Below are 22,299 nucleotides of genomic sequence, written 5' to 3' on the forward strand. Positions count from 1 at the left end.
AATGCTCTTCATCGCGCAACTCGTGCTGTCGCTCGTCGTCGGGGTCGTCGGACTCCGGCGCCCCACGTGGGCGATCGGTGCCGTACTCGTCGCCGCGTCGGTCCTGCCGTTCGAGGTTGTTCGAACCTCCGTCGGAACGAGCTGGCAGCCAGCCACGACGTTCACGCTCGCCATCGTCATCGTCGAGTGCATCCGTGACCCGCGTGGGATCGCACGGGTCGTCGCGCAGCACTTGGTCGTCTGCGTGATGCTCGGGACGTTCCTCGTCATCGCGTTCGCCACGTCGTGGTTCACCGGACGCGCCGGCGACCTCGGCACACTGGTGCTCCAGATCCTCGGGCCAGCACTGCTCTTCCTGTGGATCCGGAGCCGCGGCATGGACGACGCCGAGTTCCCCCGCCGCGCTGCACGGCTGCTGGTCCTGATCGGGAGTGCCCAAGCCGCGCTCGTCCTGACCGTCTGGGCCGGCGCTGTTCCCCAGCCGTGGCTCACCACGCTCGAAGGCCTCCGGTGGTGGAAGACCGATCCCGGACGCATGGTGGGGACCTTCGACCACCCCCTCGTCGCCGCACTCTGGATGTCCGCTGCGGTCCCGCTCAGTGCCGCACTCCGCTCAGGGTGGCTGCGCCTGGCTGCGCCGGTCCTGCTCATCGTGGGGATCGCCCTCACCGGATCCCGGTTCGCGCTGCTCGCCGCGATCGTCGCGGTAGCGGTGATGATCCTGCGGGCCCGTGTCGGTGTCCTGGCGAAGGCAGGGGCTACCGCGCTCGCGTCGATCGGAGCTGTCGGGTTCCTGGCGAGCGAAGCGAGCATGACCGTCACGGAGCGATTCGCCGACGACGGGGGATCGTCGTCGGCCAGGCTCAAGACCGTCGGCCTCGCGGTGGAGCGCTGGGCCGACACGATGATCGTCGGCCAGGGCTTCGGTGCGAGCGAGCAGGTCACCCGCAACGCGCTCATCGGCACGACCTTCGAGAACCCGTTCCTGATGTTCTCGATCGACTTCGGACTCTTCGCGACCCTGCTGTTCTTCGGGGCCCTGGTCACCCTCGCGCTCAGCGGTGCGCGGGGTGACACCAATGGTGCGCGGGGGGCTCGGCTCGGCTCCCTCGTCGTCCTGACATCGATCCTGGGCTTCAACTCCCTCAGCGCGAACGCTCCGACCGGCGTCCTCGTCTTGGTCCTGCTCGCACTCGTGCCGACACCCAACGGGCATTCGGCGCGTGTGGGCCCCTCCCTCGACGGCCTCGTTCGGCCCACGCGACCTGCCACGGTGCCCCTGTGAGTGCTGGCGGACGCAATCGGGTCGGAAACATCGTCGCCGCACTGATCGGCAACGTGTTCCCCCCGATCGCTTCGATAGCCACAGCGCCGATCCTCGCGCAGACCCTCGGAGTCGACGGGCGAGGAGCGGTCGCAGCGGTGACGGCACCACTCTTCCTCGCCACGGCGGTCGCGACGTTCGGCGTCCCGGCCGCCGTCACCCGGACGATCGCACGGCACCCGTCGTCGCACGGCGGATTCGTGCGGCGTGCCGTCGCGGTCCTGGGCGGCGCAGGCGTGGTCGTCACCGTGCTCCTGATCGCCGCCGCGCCGTTCTCCGCCGCCGGAGACCGAGACCTGGTCCGCCTCGTCACCCTCGCATCGGTCATGTTGGTGCCGACGCTGATGGTGGCGTTGCTCCAGGCCGTCGCCGCGGGCATGCACCGGTGGCGGTTGGTGACCGTGGAACGAGCCATCACGGCCGGAGTGCGGCTCATCGCGCTCGGGTCGTTCGCCGCAGCCGGATCCCTCGACGTCGCCCACGCGGTCGGGGTGCTCGCCGTGGCGCCGATCATCGGAGCCGTCGCGTACGTCGGACTGCGACGCGGAACAGGAGCGGCGTGTCCCGAAGGCGCCGAGACGCCGAGCACCCGTGCTCTGATGTCGTTCGGGGCTAGGGTCTGGCTCGGATCCATTGCTGGAGTGCTCCTGACCCGCCTCGACCAGGCGTTGATCGCGCCGTTGTCCGACGCCGCGGAACTCGGCTTGTACGTCGTCGCGGTGAACGTCGCCGACCTGCCGCTCGTCATCAGCGACGCCGTCCGGGACGTCTCCTTCGCCGCTGACGCCGCCGAGCAGGACGACGCCCGGATGCTCGCCGCCTCACGGATCTCCTCGGCACTGACCATCGTGGCGGCCGGTGCCCTCGCCGCGAGCGCCTGGTGGTGGGTCCCGCTCGTCTTCGGTGCCGAGTTCGTCGACGCCATGCCGGCCTGCTTGGTGCTGCTGCTCGCGACGGTGGTCGGCGGACAGGGTGCCCTCGCAGGAGTCACGCTCAGCGCGAGAGGCGCTCCAGGCCGCCGCAGCGCGTCGCTCGTCGTCGCTGCGCTCGTCAACACGGCGCTCCTCGTCGCTCTGGTGCCGTCCCTCGGGGCCCTCGGGGCAGCCATCGGAACCCTGGCCGGTTGCTTCGTCTCGAGCTCGCTCAACGTGCTGCAGGTGTGGCACCGCCACGGGATCCACCCGAAGTCGTTCTACGGCGTTCGACGCAGTGACATCCGGTCGTTTCTCCGAGCGATCCGTCGACTTTCGCGGCGCAACACGATGTGACATACCGGAAGCTGGTGTCGAAGAACGCGGAGCGAATAGTTTCCCCTCGGCGTCGCCACCGGAGCGGCGCGGAGAGGCACAGATGGAACACCGACCAATCCCCCGAGCGACCGTCCTGAGCCGGAGGGCCCTGCTGACCGGGGCCGCAATCGGAAGCGCCTCGGTCGGTCTGAGCCTGTTGACTCGGCCGGCGAGAGCCGCGGCTTCGACGACCTACTACGTCGACCCCGCTGCTGGCGATGATGCGGACGACGGGACGGCTGCCAAGCGACCGTGGGCCTCCTTGGCGCGGGTCAACGCAGCACTCGCGGCGTCGGCCATCCCGCCGGGCAGCACGGTGCGGCTCCGGCGCGGGCGACGGCACCCGGGAGTCATCCGCCCGGGCGCGGTCGGCGCGCTGCGGTTCGCGTCGTGGGGAGATGAGCCGGAGCCGCCCGTCGTCACGTCGTACAAGTACGTTCAGAGCGCTGCATGCTGGACGAGGGCGGGGGACGATCTCTGGTCGGTCGACATCAGTGCGGCGAACGTCGGACGGACGCACCACGGCTACGTGAGCCCGTGGACGACCGAGGTCGGATTCCTCAAAGTCGATTCGACCTTCCACGGTGATCGCAAGACCGATCTGGCCGCGCTCGAACGGGATTGGCAGTTCCGGTCGAGGGGCTCCCTCGTCACCGTGCGCTGCGCCACGAACCCGAGCGCCGGTGGGCGTCGTGTGTGGCTCGCCGTCGCCGATCCCATCGTGGAAGTCCGGTCTCGGCTCGTCATCCAGGACCTCGCGGTCATCGGAACGGGGCGGAACGCGGTCCAGACGACGTCGGCCAGCCGGACCGAGGGGGCGGTCGTCCGGGACTGCGTCATCGGGGAGGCCGGTGGTGCCCTGGCGTCGGACGGGGTGTCGCGGATGGGCAACGGAGTCCAGGTCTGGTCCGGCGCGTCCGGCGTGCTCGTCAGCGGGAACACCATCGTCGACTGCTGGGACAGCGCGATGACGATCCAGGGTCCGGGCGTCTCGAAAGGTGTGTCGTGGTCGGACGTCGAGTTCACCGGCAACACCGTCGAACGGACGATGCAGACCTTCGAGTACTGGTCGACCGGCGGAGCCGAGAGTCCCGGGTCCTCGACGTGCAGCGTGCGGGGGAACCGGGCGTACGACGCAGGCTCGAGCTGGAGCGCTGCCGTCCGGCCGGACAAGGCTGGAAAGGGGAGCCACCTGCTGTTCTACGTGGACGGCGTGCGGCCGACCCTCACGGTGCGTGGGAACGTCTTCTCCGGTGCCGCTCACGCGTACCTGTACGCGCACGACGGCGTTCCCGCTGGGCTGAACAGTAACGAGAACACGATCGCGCTTGCCGACTCCGTCCGGCTGCAGTGGCAGCGGGCTGAACGCCTGCCCGAGTACCGGGCATGGAGCGCGGCCACCGGTCTGGAGCATCGATCGACCTTCATGTCGCTCCCGTGAAACCCAGACGAGCGAACGCCCGCGCCGACCCTCGTCTGAGGATGTCGACGCGGGCGCTCGCCTCTGATCAGGGAGTCGTTCCGCGCTGTGGACGTGCGGGCGTCGCCGGTGCGACAGGGAAGGTCGCGGAGTCTTCGTCGCGCAGCCGGCGACCGCGCTTCGGCGTGGCAGCTGAGAGGTCGACCGTCTCCTGACCGCCGTAGTAGGTGCCGTACGCGCTGCTGTACGCACCGCCGTACCGCTGGCGTCGACGGAACGCGGCCATGCTGACCACGACGCCGAGCACCGTTGCCCCGACCCGCTCGAGCCGGTCGACGGCAGCACGGAGCTGCGGCGTCCTGCTGCTCCGAGCGGACGTCACCACGACCGCGCCGGAGGTCATCGTGGCGAGCACAGCGGCGTCCGTGACCGGCAGGATCGGTGGAGCGTCGAGCAGGACGTGGTCGTACTGGGCGGTCAAGAGCTCGAGCAGCGCCTGCATCGCCGTCGAACCGAGCAGCTCGCTCGGGTTCGGCGGGACCAGTCCCGCGGGCAGGACGTCGAGCTTGGTGTGTCCCCAGGGCTGCACCACGTCGTCGAGTTCGGCACGGCCGATGAGCAGGTCGGTGAGGCCGGCGGAGTTCTCCAGCCCCATCACCTCGGCGACACGGGGGCGCCGGAGGTCGGCGTCGATGAGGACGACGCGCGCGCCGGTCTCGGCGAGAGCGATCGCGAGATTCGCGGTCGACGTGGTCTTGCCCTCGCTCGGCATCGCCGACGTGACGACGAAGCTGCCGTTGCCGGCGCCGAGGTCGACGAACTGCAGGTTGGTCCGGAGGAGGCGGTACGCCTCGGCGAGAGGGCTGCGCCCCTTCGTGGACACGACGAGGGGCTGACGCTTGGCCTCGGAGTCGAAGCCGAGTGTCGCCAGCAGTGGGGCGTCCGTGGCCGCGGCGACGTCGCGGGGACCGTGGATGCGCGTGTCGACGAGTCCCCGGAGCAGCGCCGCAGCGAACCCCAGGAAGGCCCCGGCCGCGAGTCCGACGACCATGTTCAGCGTCCTGTTCGGAGATGACGGAGCTGATGGCACGACCGCGCTCTGGACGGTCGACGCGCGCACGAGGCTCGCGGAGTCCGCGCTCGGCTTCTCCAACCGCTCCACCACCCGGACGAAGCTGCGGCCGATGCTGTTCGCGATCTGTGCTGACCGGGCCGCCGACTCGTCGCTGACCGCGATGGAGATGACGACGGTGTTGGTGTTGATGGTGGGCTGCACCCGTCGAGCGAGTCTGGCCGGCGTGGTGTCCAGCGCGAGTTCCTCGATGACGGGTTGCAGGATGCTCTCCGTCAGGACGACGTCTGCGTAGGAGCGCACCTTCTGCTGGGCCGCGGAGTTGCCCTGCGAGACGTCGGTCGCTGACGCGGCGTCCGAGGTTCGCACGGAGACGAACAGTTTGGTCGTCGCTGAGTACTCCGGCGTCGCCAGCACCGCGGCGGCGAACCCTCCACCCGCGCCGAGGAGTGCGCCGATGAGGATGAGCAGCCAGCCCTTGCGGAAGGCCTTGAGCAGGTTCGTGGTCTCCACGGTGCCTCCGATCGATGTCGAGCGGCCCTGATGCCGCTCGTTAAATATATCACATGGTAGTATTACGGTGACCACGAGATCGGAGCAGCCATGACACGCACCTCCCCGACGTTCCGCCCGGACATCCAGGGCCTCCGGGCCATCGCGGTGGCGCTCGTGCTCCTCGAGCACGCGCACCTCGGTGTCACCGGCGGCTTCGTCGGGGTGGACGTCTTCTTCGTGATCTCCGGGTTCCTCATCACCGGGCACCTGATCCGTGAGCTGAGCACTCGCGGACGCATCGATCTCCTCGGGTTCTGGGCTCGACGGGTTCGCCGGATCCTCCCGTCGGCGCTCCTCGTTGCACTCGTGACCCTCGCCGGTGCGGCAGTCCTGATGCCTCCACTCGTGCGACAGCAGCTCGTCGAGGCCGGGATCGCAGCACTGCTCTCGATCCCGAACCTCTACTTCGCCGCCGAGGGCACCGACTACCTCACCGGCGGCGCACCGTCGCCGTTCCAGCACTTCTGGTCCCTCGGGGTCGAAGAGCAGTTCTACCTGCTCTGGCCGATGATGCTCGCCAGCGTCTGGTGGCTCGCCCGTCGGTTGCCCGTCCGGCAACGCTTCGCGGTCATCACGACCACGCTCGCGGTCGCGGTCGTGGTCTCCCTGACACTCGGGATCGTCCTGACTTCGTACGCCCAACCGTGGGCGTTCTTCTCATTGCCGTCTCGCGCGTGGGAGCTCGGGCTGGGTGGTGTCGTCGCCATCGCGGTGCACCGCGGCGCCGTTCTCCGAGGACGCTGGACGCCGATCGTCGGGTGGCTCGGGCTCGCGGGGATCCTGACCGCGGCGCTCGGGTTCGATGCGCGCACGTCCTACCCAGGGGCCGCCATCCTGCTGCCGGTCCTCGCCACGGCTGCGCTCGTGTGGGCCGGGGCGTCGCGACACGTCGCCGGTCCCGGATGCCTCCTCGGCCTGCGCCCGCTGCAGTACGTCGGCGGCGTCTCCTTCTCGCTCTACCTCTGGCACTGGCCGCTCCTGGTGATCCCGCAGGCCGCGATCGGGCTCGCGACGCCCCTGCCGCTCTGGGCACGCTGTGCCGCACTGGCGGTCGCGGTCGTGCTCGCACACGTCACGACGCGCTTCGTCGAGCACCCGTTCCGGGCAGCTGGGCGCACGGACGGACGGGCCGTGCTCGCGGGGGTGGCTTCGACCGTGACCGCGATCGCCGTGGTCCTCGCCGGGAACGCGGTCATCCCGCAGCCCGTCCTCACGAGCCAGCGGACCGCCGCGCAGACCGTCCCGGTACCGGAGCCGCTCTTCACACCGTTCGTCCCCGAGAACGTGCGCCCGCGACTCGACGCCGCGACCGGGGCGGACTCCGCACCGCGCAGCGTCCGGTGTCACAACGTGGGTGCCCGTGACACGTCGGTGAACACGTGCGTGTTGGGTGATCCGTCCGGCTCGATGACGGTCGCGATCGTCGGGGATTCGCACGCAGCACACTGGGTGCCCGCCGTCGAGGCGCTCGCAGCCAGGACGGCCGGGATGCGTGTCCTCGCATTCACCAAGAACGCCTGCACGATGGTCGACGTGCCCGTGCGAGCGATGGGCCGGCACTCCGTCGAGTGCGACACCTGGCGGGGCAAGGTCCTGGACCGGTTGCGAGCGGAGCAGCCCGATGTCGTCCTCGTCACCGGATCGGCCCACCTCGACCTCGTGCACGCCGAGGACCGGGCTACGCAGTGGCGCGAGGGGCTCGCCCGGACGCTCGCAGCGCTTCCTCGCGACTCGCGGGTGAGTGTCCTCCGTGACACGCCCGAGTTCGCCGAGTCCGTACCGCGATGTCTCTCGGCGAACCTCGAGAACGCCGACGCCTGCGCGATCGACCGATCTGAGGGCCTCGACGACGCATGGGCTGCCATGGAGCGCGAGACCGCCGAATCGGCGGGCCACACCTACGCCGACCTGAACGACTGGTTCTGCTCAGCGTCACGGTGCGGTGTCATCTCGGGGGACACGCTGATGTACCGGGATCACGGCCACCTCACGCGGGAGTGGGCGCGTGCGATGGTGACACCGATCGGCGAGGTGGTCCAGGCCGCACGGTGAGGACGGTCACGCTCGCCGCGACGCCGTCACCGTGAACTTCGGCGTCCGCACCACCTGCCGCGTCTCCCCCACGAACCGCTCCAGCACCGGCCGGTACCGCAGGTGGGAGTTCCAGACGCACCAGAGCTCCCCGCCGGACTGGAGGATCGTGGCCGCGTTCCGGAACATCGCCTCGGCCGCGTCCGTGGTCACGGTCGTGTCCGCGTGGAACGGCGGGTTGCAGAGGACGAGCTGCGCGGAGCCCTCGTCGAGTTCGTCGCCGGCGTCGCTCCGGACGACGAGCACCCGGTCCGCCACGCCGTTGGCCTCGGCCGTGGCGATCGTCGATGCCACGGCGATCTGCGACACGTCCGTGGCGATCACCCGGATGCCCGGTCGACGCCGCGCGAGTGCGGTGGCGATCACCCCGTTCCCGCAGCCGAGGTCGACGGCGGTCCGAGCGCCGGGCACCGCATCGTCCATCGCGTCGAGCAGCACCCGGGTGCCCTGGTCGAGCGAGGTCCCGGCGAACACCCCGCCGTGGGCCACGAGCGTCATCCCGAGGTCGTCGACGTGCACCGACCGCGGCCACGGGTTCGTCGCGTCCGCCCGGGTCGCCTGGGCGCGGAGCGGGTCCTGCGCGATCAGCAGCCGCGACTTCCCACGGCCGCGGGACGCCGTCACCTCGCCGAAGTACCGGCGCAGGACGTCGTTCTGCGAGAGGTTCATGTGCTTCGACACCCCGCCGCACAGCAGCACGACGTCGGGCGCGGCGAACCGGGCGACGGCGCGGGCGAGCTCGTCGAGCCGGTCGTTCGACTTCGACAGCCGGAGCAGCACGAGCCGGACGTCGCGGAACGCCTGCTCGAGCGACGAGGGGTGGTGGAAGCCCCGGCGTCCGAAGGTGCCTGCATTGGCCTCGAGCGCACGCACCCCGACGAGGGAGTCCTGCACGACCCGGACGTCCGACGCACCGTGCACCGTGATCGCCCCGAGGGTCAGCACGCCGTACCGGTCGTCGACGACGGCGACCTCGCCGGGCTGCCGGAGCGCGTCGCCGTGCACGTGCGGAGCCTCGTCGAGGATGAAGCGGTCCGTGCCGTCGATCGCGATGAGGTCCGGCGCGTCGTCGTCGCGGCGGCGGAAGAAGTCGGCGAAGTCCGGTGGCACGGCGCCAGCGTACCGATGGTCCCGGTGCGGACGGGTCAGCGAGGCCCGCGGTAGAGCACGATCTGCGTGTTCCGCTGCGGCCGCATGCCGGCACGGAGCGGCACCGCTCCGCCGGTGGTGGTCGCCGCGAACACGCGGGCGCCCGGCCGGTTGATGAGCTGGTCGGCGAGGGCCGTCTCCAGCTCGCTGACGCGCTCGCGCAGGGCGCGGTTCTCGTTCTCGAGCTCGAGGACACGGCGGATACCCTCGAGCGAGACACCCTCGGACCCGAGGCGCGCGATCTCGCGCAGCTGCGCGACGTCACGCATCGAGTACCGGCGCGACCCGCCGCGCGTACGGCCGGGCACGACCAGGCCGAGCCGGTCGTACTGTCGCAGCGTCTGCGGGTGCATCTCGGCGAGCTCCGCCGCCATCGCGATCGCGAAGACGGGCGAGTTCTCGTCCATGTCGGTCATGGCGTGTTCCTTTCCGTCGTTCGCATGGTCCGGAAACCAGACTGGAGGCACGGCGCGCGTTCCTGACGGAGCCGCGCCGCGCCTCCAGGCCGGGTCTACTGCTGGTGTTGCGCGCCGCTAGCTGCGCGCCTTGGCGAGGAGGTCCGCACGGGGGTCCTCGTCGGGCAGGACCTCGGCGAGGGCCTCGACCGCTTCCCGCTGCTTGTCCGTCAGATGCGACGGCACCGCGACCTGGACGGTCGCGAGCAGGTCGCCCGTCCCGTTCTTGGTGGCGACGCCGCGGCCCTTGACGCGCAGGACGCGACCCGACGGCGTGCCGGGCGCGACCTTCAGTTTGACGGTGGAGCCGCCGAGCGTCGGGACCTCGATCGTCGCGCCGAGTGCCGCCTCGACGAACGTCACGGGGACGTCCAGCCGCAGGTTCTGCCCGTCGCGCTCGAACACCGGGTGCTTGCGGACGGTGACGGTGACCACGAGGTCACCGGCCTCCCCGCCGTCGGGCGAGGATTCGCCGCGCCCACGGAGCCGGATCTTCTGCCCGTCCGCGACCCCCGCGGGGATCCGGACGTTCACCGGACGGCCGTTGCCCTGCGAGAGCTTGACGGTGTCGCCGGCGATCGCAGTGGTGAAGTCGAGGGTCGTCGTCGCGGTGACGTCGCGGCCCTTCGTCGGCCCACCGAAGCCGCGGTAGCCGCCGGTGGTCTGGCCGAAGCCGCCGCCACCGCCGAACATCCCGCCGAGGATGTCCTCGAAGCCACCGGCGCCACCTGCTCCGCCCTGGCCGAAGCGGACACGCTGTCCGCCCCCGCCCTGACCGAACATGCCGCCGAAGACGTCCTCGAAGCCGCCGCCCTGGCCCGGGCCACCCGCGGTGAAGCGGGCGCCGGAGCCCATGGCGCGGACCTGGTCGTACTCCTGGCGCTGCTCCTTGTCGGAGAGCACCGAGTACGCCTCGCTGATCTCCTTGAAGCGGTTCTCGGCGGCGGCGTCACCCGGGTTGGAGTCCGGGTGGTACTGCCGCGCGAGCTTCCGGTAGGTCTTCTTCAGCTCAGCGTCACTCGCCGTCTTGTCGACGCCGAGGACCTTGTAGAAGTCCTTGTCGAACCAGTCCTGACTGGCCATGAATCCCTACCTCCTCCCCGCGCTCAGGCCGGGACCGCCACCGCGACCTTGGCCGCACGGAGGACGCGCTCACCGAGCTTGTAGCCCGGCTCGACGACGTCCGCCACGGTCTGGCCGGTGGCGCCCGGTGTCGGGAGCTGCACGATCGCCTCGTGGATGTTCGGGTCGAAGGACTCACCCTTCTCGCCGATCTGCACGAGCTTGAACTTCTCGAAGCCGCCGCGGATCTTCTGCCCGATGACCTGCATGGGGCCCTCGGCGAGGTCACCGTGCGCCTCGGCGCGGGTGAGGTCGTCGAGCGCCGGCAGGAGTGCCCGGACGACCTCGGCGATGGCGACCTCGCGGTTGGCCTCGCGGTCGCGCTCGACGCGCTTCCGGAAGTTCACCAGCTCGGCCTGCGCACGGAGCATGTCCGCACGCATCTCGGCGACCAGGTCGCGGTCCTCCGTGCTGAGCTTGTCCTCCGCGATGCCACGGGCGGCGTCGGCGAGGAGTGCCTCGTCCTCGGGGGAGAGGTCGTTCGCCGCCGGGCCCCCGGCGGCGGGGCCGTCGGTCGGTACTTCGACGTCGGGCCCCTCCGCCTCGATGAGGTCCTCGGGCTCGGCCGCGTTCGTGGCGTCGCCCTCGACCTGGGGCTCGTCCTCGTTCGGCACGTTGTCCTTGGGATCCGTCATCGTTACTTCTTGTCCTTGTCGTCCTCGTCGTCCACGACCTCGGCGTCGACGATGTCCTCGTCGTCCTGTGCCGCCTGGTCGGCGGTGGGCTGCTCACCGGCCGGGGCGCCTGCGTCCTGCTGGGCGTAGATGGCCTGGCCGAGCTTGCCCTGCGACTCGTTGAGCTTGTCGAAGGCGGTCTTCACGGCCTCGTCGTCCTCGCCGGCGAGCGCGGACTTGAGGGCGTCGACGTCGGCCTGCACCTCGGACTTGACGTCCGCGGGGAGCTTCTCGTCGTTCTCCTTGATGAGCTTCTCGATCGAGTAGACGAGCTGCTCGGCCTGGTTGCGACGCTCGTTGGCCTCACGGCGAGCCTTGTCCTCGGCCGCGTGCTCCTCGGCTTCGCGGACCATGCGCTCGATGTCCTCCTTCGGCAGCGACGAGCCGCCGGAGATGACCATCGACTGCTCCTTGCCGGTGCCCTTGTCCTTCGCAGACACGTGCACGATGCCGTTCGCGTCGATGTCGAAGGTGACCTCGACCTGCGGGACGCCACGGGGAGCCGGCGCGATGCCGGTGAGCTCGAAGGTGCCGAGCGGCTTGTTGTCGCGGGTGAACTCGCGCTCGCCCTGGAAGACCTGGATCGCGACCGACGGCTGGTTGTCGTCAGCGGTCGTGAAGGTCTCGCTGCGCTTCGTCGGGATCGCGGTGTTGCGGTCGATGAGCTTCGTCATCAGGCCGCCCTTGGTCTCGATGCCGAGCGACAGCGGCGTGACGTCGATGAGGAGGACGTCCTTGCGCTCGCCCTTCAGGACACCGGCCTGCAACGCGGCGCCGACGGCCACGACCTCGTCCGGGTTGACGCCCTGGTTCGGGGACTTGCCGCCGGTCAGCGACTTGACGACCTCGGCCACGGCGGGCATGCGGGTCGAGCCACCGACGAGCACCACGTGCGCGATGTCGTTGACGGAGACACCGGCTTCCTTGATGACGTCGTTGAACGGCTTCTTCGTGCGGTCGAGCAGGTCGGAGGTCATCTGCTCGAACTGGGCGCGCGAGATGGTCTCGTCGAGGTTGAGCGGACCGTCTGCCGTCAGCGTCAGGTACGGGAGCTGGATGCTCGCCGACATCTGCGACGACAGTTCCTTCTTCGCCTGCTCGGCGGCTTCCTTGAGGCGCTGCTTCGCGATCTTGTCCGTCGAGAGGTCGACGCCGTGCTCGTCCTTGAACTTCTTCACGAGGTAGTCGACGATGCGCTGGTCCCAGTCGTCACCACCGAGGCGGTTGTCACCGGAGGTCGCACGGACCTGGATCGTGGAGAAGTCGTCGTCCTTGCCCACCTCGAGCAGGGAGACGTCGAACGTGCCACCACCGAGGTCGAAGACCAGGATGAGCTCGTCTTCCTTGCCCTTGTCGAGGCCGTACGCCAGAGCAGCGGCGGTCGGCTCGTTGATGATGCGGAGGACGTTGAGACCGGCGATCTCACCGGCGTCCTTCGTGGCCTGGCGCTCGGCGTCGTTGAAGTACGCCGGCACGGTGATGACCGCGTCGGTGACGTCTTCACCGAGGTACTGCTCGGCGTCGCGCTTGAGCTTGCCCAGGATGCGGGCCGAGATCTCCTGCGGCGTGTACTTCTTGCCGTCGATGTCCGTCGTCCAGTCGGTGCCGATGTGGCGCTTGACCGATGCGATGGTGCGGTCGACGTTCGTGACGGCCTGGCGCTTGGCGGTCTCGCCGACCAGCACCTCGCCGTCCTTGGTGAAGGCGACGATCGACGGCGTGGTGCGCATGCCCTCGGCGTTGGCGATGACCGTGGGCTCACCGCCCTCGAGCACGCTGACGACCGAGTTGGTGGTTCCGAGGTCGATGCCTACTGCACGTCCCATGTGTGGGTGCTCCTTCTGTTGGTGCGGGTCTTGCTGAAGTCGTTGGACTTGCGTCCGATGGACTCAACTCTACTCCTGCCAGGAGGCGCGTCAACTCTGGGAGCTGGAAGTTGCGTCCGAATGACTCAAGTTGTTGCCATGACGAGTGTTGTATTTCACGCCGGTGTTTGATATTGTGGTATGGCAGCGGGGTGTCCCGCGACCACGATGACCGCAGATCGCGGGCGACCCGATCGTCCCGAGCGAGAGCACGCGGCCTGATCCCCTCGAAAGGGACCTTCACCATGTCAAGCAACAAGAAGCGGTTCGCGAAGGGTCTGGGTGCTTCGGTGCTCACCGTCGCGACCCTCGCCTCCGGCCTGTCCTTCGGGGCAGCACCTGCCTCCGCCCTTACACGGACTCCTGGCATCGATCCGGACAAGCCCGCCCATTCGTCTTCCTACGGTGCGCTGTACGGAAAGTACGGTGGTACGTACGTCGCATACATCATGTCGGGTGGCGACTTGTCCTACAGGCACTTCAGCACCGCTGATGAGGCTCGAGATGCGGCGGTGCGGGTCAGTGTCCCCGCCGGGTCGTTCGCGCAACAGCTCCGAGTGGAGGCAACGGATCTCTGCCTCAGCCTCACTGCCACGAATTTTGTGTCCTGCGATCCCTCTGATGCCGCGCAGCGGTTCTTCGTGGAGGATGCGTCGGGCCCCCGGCCACTCGACCGCCCGAACAGCTGGCTCGTACCCTGGAACACGTCCTGGGCGGAGTTCACGGAGTCAGGCCAGAAGACAGAGTTCGCTGCCCCCTTCTCCGGCTTTTACGGGGCGGTCGACTCGATCGACGTTCCGGCGCGCGAGGCACTTGTCAGCGGAATCGCCGCCCCTGCTGCGGATGTGGTGTTGCAGTGGGGCGATGGCGAGTTCGAGGACCAGACACGTGTGAACGATGACGGCGTGTGGGACTTCCGTCTCGACGAGTTGGAGCTGGGGTCGAACCCGGTGAAGCTGCTGCAGTACGAGAACCAGGAAATCACCGCGGAATACGACCTTGATGTCGAGCTGAGGATCGCGGACCTGGTCGTGGACCACGCGTTCGGCACGGATCGTGATGACCTCGTCACGCTTTCCGGGACCGCGCACCCTGGCGCGGTCGTACAGGTGTTCAACGAGGACGACCAGATGGTCGTTGCCTCGGAGCCGGCGAACGCGATCTCGGGTGCGTGGTCGGTTGAACTGCCTGCCCCGAACAAGGGTGGCAAGTACGACCTCAATGTGTACCAGTCGCTCCAGGGCGAGCGGGCCAGCAAGACTGCCGTGTCGGTCGATTACGGGAGGCAGCTTCTCGTCGAGCGTCCCGAGGACGGGTTCTTGCACCCGGGCGGGCAGGTCGATGTGCGCGGCAAGGGTGAGCCTGGCGCTGTCGTCGAGGTGCGAGAAGGGGACCGGCTCGTGGGTGGGCCCGCAACGGTCCGTGACACTCAGAACTGGAGCTTGAAGACCGCGGACCTCAACGAGAACGAGCATGAGCTGAAGGTCACGCAGAAGTCGAAGGGCGGCAACGTCCAGACCGAGACCATCGTGGTCAACCCGGGCGAGGGCACGGTCGAGCTCACTGCCGACGGTCGTTTCGACGCGGCCGATCCGACGAAGCCGGCGACGGCGTTCGGCGCCGCCCCGACCGGATCGAGCGTCGTGCTGCGCAACTCGATCGAACAGGAGATCGGCCGGACGGTCGCGAAGGGCGACGGGTACGAGATCCCGATCGACCCCGACAAGGCGACCTCCGGCGCGAACTCGTTCAGTGTCGTCATCGAGGGTGCGCCGGAGGACGTGAAGTCGTTCACCCTGAATTACGGCGCGCCCGCTGCGCCGGTGGTCGTGACGACGCCGGCGAAGGACGGCACGGTCGCTCCGGGGGCGGTCGCATTCGCGGGGACCGGGCAGGCCGGCTCGAAGGTCGTGGTCCGAGGCTCGACGCGCGAGGTCGCGTCCGCGAAGGTGAACGGGGAAGGCGCCTGGTCGGCGAACTCCACGATGGAGCTGGGGACGGGCGACTACGACCTGTACTTCGACCAAATCGGCAAGGGCGGGCTGACGTCCACGATCCGTCACCGGTTCACGATCGGTGCGGTGACCCCGATCGTGACGCCGCACACGGTCACCAGCCCGGGCGAAGGGGAGGTCCTCGACACCCTCGCACCGGTGTTCCGGGGTACCGGGCACGAGGGCGCGACGATCTCGGTGCGTGGGTCCTCGCGTGAGGTCGCCTCGGGCACGGTGGTGGACGGTCAGTGGGTCGCGAAGACCGATCCGAACAAGCCGCTGGCGCCGGGGGAGTACAACCTCTACGTCGACCAGTCGATCCGCGGCACGCTCGTCGGCACGATCCGCGTGCACTTCATCGTCTCGAACGAGTCCTTCCGGCAGTTGACGCTCTCGGCGCCGGCCCAGGACGAGCAGGTGATGGTGCTGCGTCCCACGTTCGTCGGGACCGCCACTCCGGGGGCGGAGATCCGGGTCGCCTCGTCGCGGACCGAAGTCGCCACGACCACGGTCGGGCAGGACGGCACCTGGCGTGCCACCGCTGACTTCGACCTCAAGCGGGGCGGCGAGTACAGGGGTCTCGAGGTGAAGCAGACCACCGCGTCGGGCAAGACCTCGACCGTGTCGGCCAACTTCACGGTCGACCGCAACGCCCAGTAACACCACACCGCAGCCCATGCGCTGCACCGGGAGGGCCCGAAGACCGGTCGGGCCCTCCCACCCCATCACTTCCGACAGAGCCCCATCCCGAACGAAAGGCGCCGTCATGCGCACGTCCCGAATCCTTGCTCCCACTCTTGCCGCCGTCGCGCTCGTGGTCGTGCTCGCCGGCTGCTCCGCCACGGACGAGCGGAAGTCGTCGTCAGCGGCCGGATCCGAGTCCTCGGCGTCGGCCTCCGCGAAGACCTCGGTGCTCCGCGACGCCGAGGTGCGCGTGCCGGAGACGAAGAAGACCGTCACGTGCGCCGAGGGAGCTGCCGTCGTGGACCAGTCCGGGGCGGAGGTCACCGTGGACGGCGCCTGCGCCAAGGTGACGGTGTCGGGCAACGACTCGATCGTGCACCTCGGCGATGTCGAGGAACTGATCGTCGAGAGCGCGATCTCCCGGATCACCGTCGGGACCGCCGACAGGGTCGTGCTGTCGGGCAACGCCAACGACGTCCTCTACTCCGGTGCGGCGCCGTCGAAGGTCGACGACCGCGGCGCCCAGAACATCATCGAGAAGCAGGGCGAGTAGCTCGGCACACACGCAGAAGGCCCCCGCTAACGCGGGGGCCTTCTGCGTGTCCGGATCAGGCCGGGACGTAGTCGAACGTGTCCGGGTCCGGACCGGTGCGGTGCCCCTTGTCGAGCGACGAGATCGCCGTCATGTCCTCGTCGGAGAGCTCGAAGTCGAAGATCGTGAAGTTCTCCTCGACGCGGGCGCGGGTGACCGACTTCGGGAAGACGATGTCACCGCGCTGGATGTGCCAGCGGAGGACGACCTGCGCCGCGGACTTGCCGACGTTGCCGGCGATGCGGGTGATCGTCTCGTCGTCGAGCACGAGGCCCTGCGCGATGGGCGACCAGGCCTCGGTCGCGATGCCGTGCTCGCGGTCGTAGGCGCGGAGCTCGTCCTGCGTGAGGTACGGGTGCACCTCGATCTGGTTCACGGCCGGGGTGATCGTGGTCTCGGCGGCGAGGCGGTTGAGGTGGTGGGCCTGGAAGTTGCTCACGCCGATCGAGCGGGCGGTGCCGCCGCGGTAGAGCTCCTCCATCGCCTTCCACGTCGGCACGAAGTCCGACACGGTGGGCAGCGGCCAGTGGATGAGGAAGAGGTCGGTGTAGCCGCCGAGCAGGTCGGCCGACTTCTTGCCGTTCTCCAGCGCTGCCTCGGGGTCGTGGAAGCCGTTGTTGAGCTTCGACGTGACGAAGATCTCCTCGCGCGGAATGCCCGAGGCCTCGATGGCCTCGCCGACCTCCTTCTCGTTGCCGTACATCTCAGCGGTGTCGATGTGGCGGTAGCCGACCTCGAGCGCCGCGAGCGTCGCTTCCTTCGTCTCGGAGGGGTCGATCTGGAAGACGCCGAAGCCGAGCTGCGGGATGGTCTTGCCGTCGTTCAGGGTGATGTTCGGAACGGTCATGGTCCGAGTCAACCAAAGGGCACCCAGCAGGCATTCCGGCAACGTTCAGCCCGGGCGAGCCGTCGCCGCCCGACGTACCCCGCTACGCCAGCGCCGCCGTGATGTACGCCTGCAGCGCCAGCCCGTACGCCTCTGCCGCGTCGTCGGACGTGAACGAACGATCAGCGCCGTCGACCGTCGCCACCACCGTGAACCCCGCCGACAGGGACACGAACGCCGGCCCGAGCAGTTCACGCAGCTGGTCCTCGCGCGGGAGCCAGAGGGACTCCGCGGCGTCGACCGAGTCGAGCGCCCACTCGGTCGTCCCGTTGAAGCCGAGCACCGTCCCCGAGGGGTAGTCGTGCCGCTCCACGGTCATCTCGGACACCGTGTAGACGTCGTCGTCGACACCCGGCTTGTCGATCACGAACCGGTCACCGGTCGTCGGGTGCCACCGCAGGCCGGCGTCGCGCAGGGCGGTGGCGAGTGCAACACTGATCACGTCTTCCAGCCTGCCACTCGCAGTCCTGCAAGGTCGCCGTACTAGCATCGCCGAGCACCCCGACGCGCGACCGCACCAGCGTTCCGCGCGCGCGACGCGACGACGCCCGGGCAACCGGTGCCGCGCCTCCCGGCCGAGAACCCGGCCACGAGGCGGGCCCCCGGCCGGCGTCCCGACCGCAGCGGACACCAACCCGTCCGCCGAAGAGAAGGACCCGCATGACCCTCGAACGCGAGGAACTCCGCGACGGCTGGACCGTGACCATGGCGGGTGAGGCGCCGCCAGCAGGCGCGCCGGCCGACGTCGTGGGCCGGACCATCGGCGCCACCGTGCCGGGGCAGGTCCACACCGACCTCGAGCGCGAGGGGCTGCTGGCGGACCCCACGTTCGACCGCAACGAGGACGGCGCCAAGTGGGTCGGCCGGGCCGACTGGTCCTACCAGCGCACCGTCGACGTCGACCCGCGGGGCTTCGAGCGCGTGGACCTCGTGTGCGACGGGCTCGACACCGTCGCCGAGCTCAGCCTCGACGGCGTGGTGGTGGGGACGACGCGGAACATGCACCGCCGCTACCGGTTCGACGCCCGGGACAGCACCGGCGGCGTCGGCCGCGGGGAGAAGACGCTCGAGCTCCTGTTCGAGTCGCCCTACCGCGAGGCCGGACGCGTCGCGGCGAAGGCCGGCAGCATGCCCGGTCCGTACGACGAACCGTTCCCGTACATCCGCAAGATGGCATCGAACTTCGGGTGGGACTGGGGGCTGACGGCGGTCACGAGCGGCCCGTGGCGACCGGTCGCGATCGAGCGCTGGTCGACCGCCAGGCTGCGCGACGTCCGGCCACTGGTCGACGTCGAGGCGGGCGAGGGCGTGCTGGACGCGCACATCACCGTCGAGCGCTCCGGGCTGAACGACCTCGACCAGGACGGCGAGGACGACGACCTCGTGCTCGTCGTGACGGTCAGCGGAGCGACGGCCGAGGGCGGCACCACCCGCCAGCGCTCCCGCGCGCAGCTGACCCCGCGCGACGACGAGACCGTCGTCACCGTGCGGGTGCCGGAGGTCCAGCGGTGGTGGCCGCGTGGCTACGGCGCGCAGGACCGGTACGACGTCGTGGTCGAGCTGCAGACGGTCGACGGCGAGGTCCTCGACCGCTCGACGTTCCGCACCGGTTTCCGCTCGACGCGCATCGAGACGACGTCCGACAGCATCGGCAAGCCGTTCAACGTGCACGTCAACGGCACGATCATCGACGTCCGCGGCGTGAACTGGATCCCGGACGACGTCATCGTCTCGCGGGTGTCGCGCGACCGGGTCGAGGACCGTCTGCGCGCGGCAGCCGACCTCAACGTCAACCTCGTGCGGGTCTGGGGCGGCGGGGTCTACGAGTCGAACGACTTCTACGAGGTCTGCGACGAGCTCGGACTGCTCGTCTGGCAGGACTTCCCGTTCGCCTGCTCGGCCTACCCCGAGGGCGAGCCGATCCGCAGCGAGATCATCGCCGAGGCCCGGGACAACGTCGCCCGGCTCGCACGGCACCCCTCGCTCGTGCTCTGGAACGGCAACAACGAGAACATCTGGCTGCACGAGGTCGACGGCTGGGAGGCCTCGCTCGAGGGCCGCGGCTGGGGTCTGGACTACTACCTCGACCTCCTGCCGACGATCGTCGACGCGGTCGACCCCTCGCGCTTCTACACGGTCGCCTCGCCGTGGTCGGGCTCCGAGTCGCTCCCCGCGAACGACGTCGACCACGAGACGCACCACTCGTGGGACGTCTGGAACCGGCTCCCGGACACCGCCTACCGCGACTCGGTGCCGCGGTTCGTCTCGGAGTTCGGCTGGCAGGCGCCGCCCGCGTGGCGCACGCTGCGCGACGCGGTGCGGGACTCGCCGCTCGCGGTGGACTCGCCCGGGGTCGTCCACCACCAGAAGGCCGCGGACGGCATGGGGAAGCTCGCGCGGGGCCTCGCGCCGCGGTTCGGCTCCGTGGCGCCGGCCGAGTTCGACCGGTGGCACTACCTGACGCAGCTGCAGCAGGCGCGCGCCATCGCGACGGGCGTCGAGCACTGGCGGACGCACTGGCCTCGGAACACCGGCGTCGTCGTGTGGCAGCTGAACGACCTCTGGCCGGTCTCGTCGTGGTCGGCGATCGACTCGGCCGGGCGGCTGAAGCCGCTGGCGCACGAGCTGCGGCGGCTCTACGACGACGTGCTGCTGACGATCCGTCCGGTGTCCTCGGTCGCGGCTGTGGTCGCGTCCGGTCCGGCGGGCGGATCCGGTCCGGCGGGCGGGTCCGCTCCGGCGGGCGCGTCCGGTTCTGCGGGCGAGCCGTCGGGGCAGCCAGGAGGCGCGGATCGCCCGACCACGTCGGCCTCCGTCGGTGAGACGGCCGATCTGGGCGATCTGGCGGACACGCTCTCGCTCGGGGTGTCGCCCGGGGCGTTCGGCAACGCGCCCATCGAGGTCGCCGTCCGCTCGACCCGCACGGGGCACGACAGCGTCGTCCGCGTGCGGCGGGTCACCCTCGCGGGGACGGTCCTCGCCGAGGCGTCGCTGCCCGTCCGCCTCTCCGCCGCCGGTGTCGCCGTGGTGGCACTGCCGGAGTCGGTCGGCGTGGTGGACGACCCGACGAACGAGCTCGTCGTCGCGGACATGGACTGGCGTCGGGCGGTTTGGACTCCTGGGCCCGACACGGACATGCGCTGGGAGCCGGCACAGTACCGGACCACGTTCACTCCCGCCTCCGACGGCGACGGCCTCGACCTCGTCGTCGAGGCGGAGGGTCTCGTGCGTGACCTCCTCTTCCAGCCAGACCGGGTCGCGCCCGGAGGCACCGTCGACCGCGGGTTCATGACCCTGCTGCCGGGGGAGCGGGTCGCCTACCGACTGCGCGGCGTGACCGAGGCGGACATCCCGGCGCTCACCGCGGCTCCCGTCGTGTGGACCCTCGCGGACGTGCTCGGCCATTGATATGCAGAACTCCAGCGTGATATTCTGATCGGAGTGCCGTTCCGTCGTCCCGGATGACGGCGGCACCCGGTCGGTCCTTCCCCGGCCGGTGGCCGACAGGAGGGCTCCCGATGTCACTCGCGATGCGACCGCTGAGCGCGGTGTCCCGTTCCGTCGAGGTCGTCGGGCGTCCGACCCGTAGCCGGACCCGTCGCAGTCGTGCGACGGGCTTCGGCCTGGCCGGGCTCGACCTGGGGTTGTTGCTCGTCGCGTTCGCCGTCGCCCACGTGGTCCGGTTCCCTGGTGAGCTCCCCGCGGGTTCGAGCGCTGCCGGGTGGACCGAGTTCGTGGTCGCCCCCGTGATGATCGTGGCCTGGATGGTCCTGCTCACGGTGTCCCGCAGCCGCGACCCACGCATCGTCGGTGTCGGCGGCGACGAGTTCCGGCGACTCATCACCGCGAGTCTGGTCACCGTCGCGACGGTGGCCGGGGTCGCGTACGCCGTCCAGGTCGACCTCGCCCGTGGCTACGTCGCCATCGCGTTCCCGCTCGGGCTGCTCCTCCTCGCGATCGGTCGGAAGGCCGTCCGGACCGTGCTCGCTCGACGTCGCTGCCGGGGCGAGGGGCTGCAGGACGTCCTGCTCGTCGGCGACCTCGACGACGTGACCTACGTCGGGCGGCGCATCGCGGCCACCCCCGCGGCGGGGTACCGCGTCCGGGCGGTCATCTCCGACTGCGTCCGCGCCGGGTCCCGGGTGCCGCTCGGGGACACGAGCGTCCCGGTGATCGACGGGGTCGACGCCGTCCTCGACCGGGCCCAGAGCGAACCGGTGGCCGCCGTGGTGGTCGCCGGCGCGATCCGGGGCGGGCACGAGCGACTCCGGCGGCTCGGGTGGCAACTGGAAGCGCACGGCGTCGAACTCGTGGTGTCCTCGCCGCTGGCGGACATCGCCGCCGGCCGGGTGCACGAGCGACCCGTCGACGGCCTGCCGCTCATGCACGTCGAGACGCCCGACTACCGGCGGCGGATCGGCAAGCGGACGCTCGACGTCCTCGGTGCCGGCATCGGTCTGCTGCTCCTCGCGCCGGTGTTCGCCGTCATCGCCCTGGTCATCCGCGCGGATGACCGAGGCCCCGTGTTCTTCCGCCAGACCCGCGTGGGGCGCGACGGGCGGGAGTTCCCGATCCTCAAGTTCCGGACGATGTGTGTCGACGCCGAAGCCCGGATGGCCGCGCTCGAGCAGGAGAACGAGGGCGCGGGGCCGCTCTTCAAGATGAAGCACGACCCGCGCATCACCCGGGTCGGTGCGTTCCTGCGTCGGACGTCCCTCGACGAGCTGCCGCAGCTGTGGAACGTCCTGACCGGTTCGATGAGCCTGGTGGGCCCCCGACCCGCCCTCCCGCGCGAGGTCGCCCTGTACGAGGACTTCGCTGACCGCCGGCTGCTCGTGACCCCGGGCATCACCGGGCTCTGGCAGGTGAGCGGCCGCTCGGACCTCGACTGGGCCGACGGTGTCCGGCTCGACCTGCACTACGTCGAGAACTGGTCCTTCGTCCACGACGTCGTCATCCTCGCCCGGACCATCCCGTCCGTGCTGCGCTCCCGAGGCGCCTACTGACCCGGTCGCGCCTGACCCGCGACCGGCACGCGCACCCCCCGGCTGCAACGGCAGTCCGGGGGTGCTGCCTGTGCGAACGGTGTCCGTTCGGGTGCCCGGCCTGGGTTTCCCGACCGGTGCG

Annotated in this window: 16 protein-coding genes; 8 read left to right on the forward strand and 8 right to left on the reverse strand. The window is 69.9% G+C overall.

What is annotated here, in order from left to right; genetic code table 11:
- The first annotated feature begins 1 nt into the window (after position 1).
- The 3 genes from QE359_RS06175 (at position 2) to QE359_RS06185 (ending at position 4,054) form a co-directional block, all read left to right on the forward strand.
- Positions 2-1,285: a hypothetical protein gene (locus QE359_RS06175; RefSeq protein ID WP_309778262.1), complete on the forward strand. Its 1,284-nt coding sequence runs from the start codon at positions 2-4 to the stop codon at positions 1,283-1,285.
- Entirely contained in the window at positions 1,282-2,592 is a 1,311-nt protein-coding gene (locus QE359_RS06180) for an oligosaccharide flippase family protein (RefSeq protein ID WP_309778264.1), read from the forward strand. Before QE359_RS06175 ends, QE359_RS06180 begins: the two co-directional genes overlap by 4 nt.
- Before the next feature lie 283 nt (positions 2,593-2,875).
- Complete coding sequence (locus QE359_RS06185) at positions 2,876-4,054, forward strand: right-handed parallel beta-helix repeat-containing protein (RefSeq protein WP_309778266.1); 1,179 nt, start codon at positions 2,876-2,878, stop codon at positions 4,052-4,054.
- A 67-nt stretch (positions 4,055-4,121) separates the two neighbouring features.
- Here QE359_RS06185 and QE359_RS06190 read toward each other — a convergent pair whose 3' ends face one another.
- Complete coding sequence (locus tag QE359_RS06190) at positions 4,122-5,618, reverse strand: polysaccharide biosynthesis tyrosine autokinase (RefSeq protein WP_309778267.1); 1,497 nt, start codon at positions 5,616-5,618, stop codon at positions 4,122-4,124.
- Between the two features lie 90 nt (positions 5,619-5,708).
- On the opposite strand from QE359_RS06190, the gene QE359_RS06195 reads away from it, so the two are divergent.
- The gene (locus QE359_RS06195; protein WP_309778269.1) at positions 5,709-7,712 is read left to right on the forward strand and encodes an acyltransferase family protein; all 2,004 of its coding nucleotides are present in this window, start codon (positions 5,709-5,711) and stop codon (positions 7,710-7,712) included.
- 6 nt (positions 7,713-7,718) lie between these two features.
- Here the strand turns inward: QE359_RS06195 and QE359_RS06200 are convergent, their stop codons facing one another.
- From QE359_RS06200 to dnaK, 5 genes are all read right to left on the reverse strand, one after another.
- Positions 7,719-8,861, reverse strand: coding sequence for a methyltransferase (locus tag QE359_RS06200; protein WP_309778270.1), 1,143 nt, complete (start codon positions 8,859-8,861; stop codon positions 7,719-7,721).
- Positions 8,862-8,896: 35 nt separating this feature from the next.
- A complete protein-coding gene (locus QE359_RS06205; RefSeq protein WP_309780405.1) occupies positions 8,897-9,307 on the reverse strand; it encodes a heat shock protein transcriptional repressor HspR in 411 nt (136 codons plus the stop codon).
- A 126-nt stretch (positions 9,308-9,433) separates the two neighbouring features.
- On the reverse strand, positions 9,434-10,438 hold the full coding sequence (locus QE359_RS06210; RefSeq protein ID WP_309778271.1) for a DnaJ C-terminal domain-containing protein: 1,005 nt from the start codon (positions 10,436-10,438) through the stop codon (positions 9,434-9,436).
- 23 nt (positions 10,439-10,461) lie between these two features.
- Positions 10,462-11,112 (reverse strand): nucleotide exchange factor GrpE, encoded by a 651-nt coding sequence (locus QE359_RS06215; RefSeq protein WP_309778273.1) that lies wholly within the window; start codon positions 11,110-11,112, stop codon positions 10,462-10,464.
- Positions 11,113-11,114: 2 nt separating this feature from the next.
- A complete protein-coding gene (gene dnaK, locus QE359_RS06220; RefSeq protein ID WP_070417079.1) occupies positions 11,115-12,977 on the reverse strand; it encodes a molecular chaperone DnaK in 1,863 nt (620 codons plus the stop codon).
- 191 nt (positions 12,978-13,168) lie between these two features.
- Between dnaK and QE359_RS06225 the strand changes: the two genes are divergently transcribed.
- Together QE359_RS06225 and QE359_RS06230 are read left to right on the forward strand one after the other, a co-directional pair.
- Positions 13,169-15,670: an Ig-like domain-containing protein gene (locus QE359_RS06225; RefSeq protein WP_309778274.1), complete on the forward strand. Its 2,502-nt coding sequence runs from the start codon at positions 13,169-13,171 to the stop codon at positions 15,668-15,670.
- 106 nt (positions 15,671-15,776) lie between these two features.
- On the forward strand, positions 15,777-16,247 hold the full coding sequence (locus tag QE359_RS06230; RefSeq protein ID WP_309778275.1) for a DUF3060 domain-containing protein: 471 nt from the start codon (positions 15,777-15,779) through the stop codon (positions 16,245-16,247).
- Between the two features lie 55 nt (positions 16,248-16,302).
- On the opposite strand, the gene QE359_RS06235 is transcribed toward QE359_RS06230, so the two are convergent.
- Together QE359_RS06235 and QE359_RS06240 are read right to left on the reverse strand one after the other, a co-directional pair.
- The gene (locus tag QE359_RS06235) at positions 16,303-17,133 is read right to left on the reverse strand and encodes an aldo/keto reductase (RefSeq protein WP_309778277.1); all 831 of its coding nucleotides are present in this window, start codon (positions 17,131-17,133) and stop codon (positions 16,303-16,305) included.
- 82 nt (positions 17,134-17,215) lie between these two features.
- Positions 17,216-17,614 carry a pilus assembly protein CpaE gene (locus QE359_RS06240; RefSeq protein ID WP_309778278.1) on the reverse strand — a complete coding sequence of 133 codons (399 nt, stop codon included), beginning with the start codon at positions 17,612-17,614 and terminating at the stop codon, positions 17,216-17,218.
- Positions 17,615-17,832: 218 nt separating this feature from the next.
- Between QE359_RS06240 and QE359_RS06245 the strand changes: the two genes are divergently transcribed.
- Both QE359_RS06245 and QE359_RS06250 read left to right on the forward strand, forming a co-directional pair.
- Positions 17,833-20,580, forward strand: coding sequence for a glycosyl hydrolase 2 galactose-binding domain-containing protein (locus QE359_RS06245; protein WP_309778281.1), 2,748 nt, complete (start codon positions 17,833-17,835; stop codon positions 20,578-20,580).
- Between the two features lie 110 nt (positions 20,581-20,690).
- A complete protein-coding gene (locus tag QE359_RS06250) occupies positions 20,691-22,178 on the forward strand; it encodes a sugar transferase (RefSeq protein WP_309778283.1) in 1,488 nt (495 codons plus the stop codon).
- Positions 22,179-22,299 lie beyond the last annotated feature (121 nt).

It is taken from the genome of Curtobacterium sp. SORGH_AS_0776, assembly GCF_031453355.1.
Classification (GTDB): domain Bacteria; phylum Actinomycetota; class Actinomycetes; order Actinomycetales; family Microbacteriaceae; genus Curtobacterium.

Bases quoted from the DNA above. Each gene is read 5' to 3' on its own strand.
- QE359_RS06250 (WP_309778283.1), top strand. From the start codon at position 20,691: ATGTCACTCGCGATGCGACCGCTGAGCGCGGTGTCCCGTTCCGTCGAG.
- QE359_RS06230 (WP_309778275.1), top strand. From the start codon at position 15,777: ATGCGCACGTCCCGAATCCTTGCTCCCACTCTTGCCGCCGTCGCGCTC.
- dnaK (WP_070417079.1), bottom strand. From the start codon at position 12,977: ATGGGACGTGCAGTAGGCATCGACCTCGGAACCACCAACTCGGTCGTC.
- QE359_RS06210 (WP_309778271.1), bottom strand. From the start codon at position 10,438: ATGGCCAGTCAGGACTGGTTCGACAAGGACTTCTACAAGGTCCTCGGC.
- QE359_RS06235 (WP_309778277.1), bottom strand. From the start codon at position 17,133: ATGACCGTTCCGAACATCACCCTGAACGACGGCAAGACCATCCCGCAG.
- QE359_RS06205 (WP_309780405.1), bottom strand. From the start codon at position 9,307: ATGGACGAGAACTCGCCCGTCTTCGCGATCGCGATGGCGGCGGAGCTC.
- QE359_RS06215 (WP_309778273.1), bottom strand. From the start codon at position 11,112: ATGACGGATCCCAAGGACAACGTGCCGAACGAGGACGAGCCCCAGGTC.
- QE359_RS06245 (WP_309778281.1), top strand. From the start codon at position 17,833: ATGACCCTCGAACGCGAGGAACTCCGCGACGGCTGGACCGTGACCATG.
- QE359_RS06195 (WP_309778269.1), top strand. From the start codon at position 5,709: ATGACACGCACCTCCCCGACGTTCCGCCCGGACATCCAGGGCCTCCGG.
- QE359_RS06175 (WP_309778262.1), top strand. From the start codon at position 2: ATGCTCTTCATCGCGCAACTCGTGCTGTCGCTCGTCGTCGGGGTCGTC.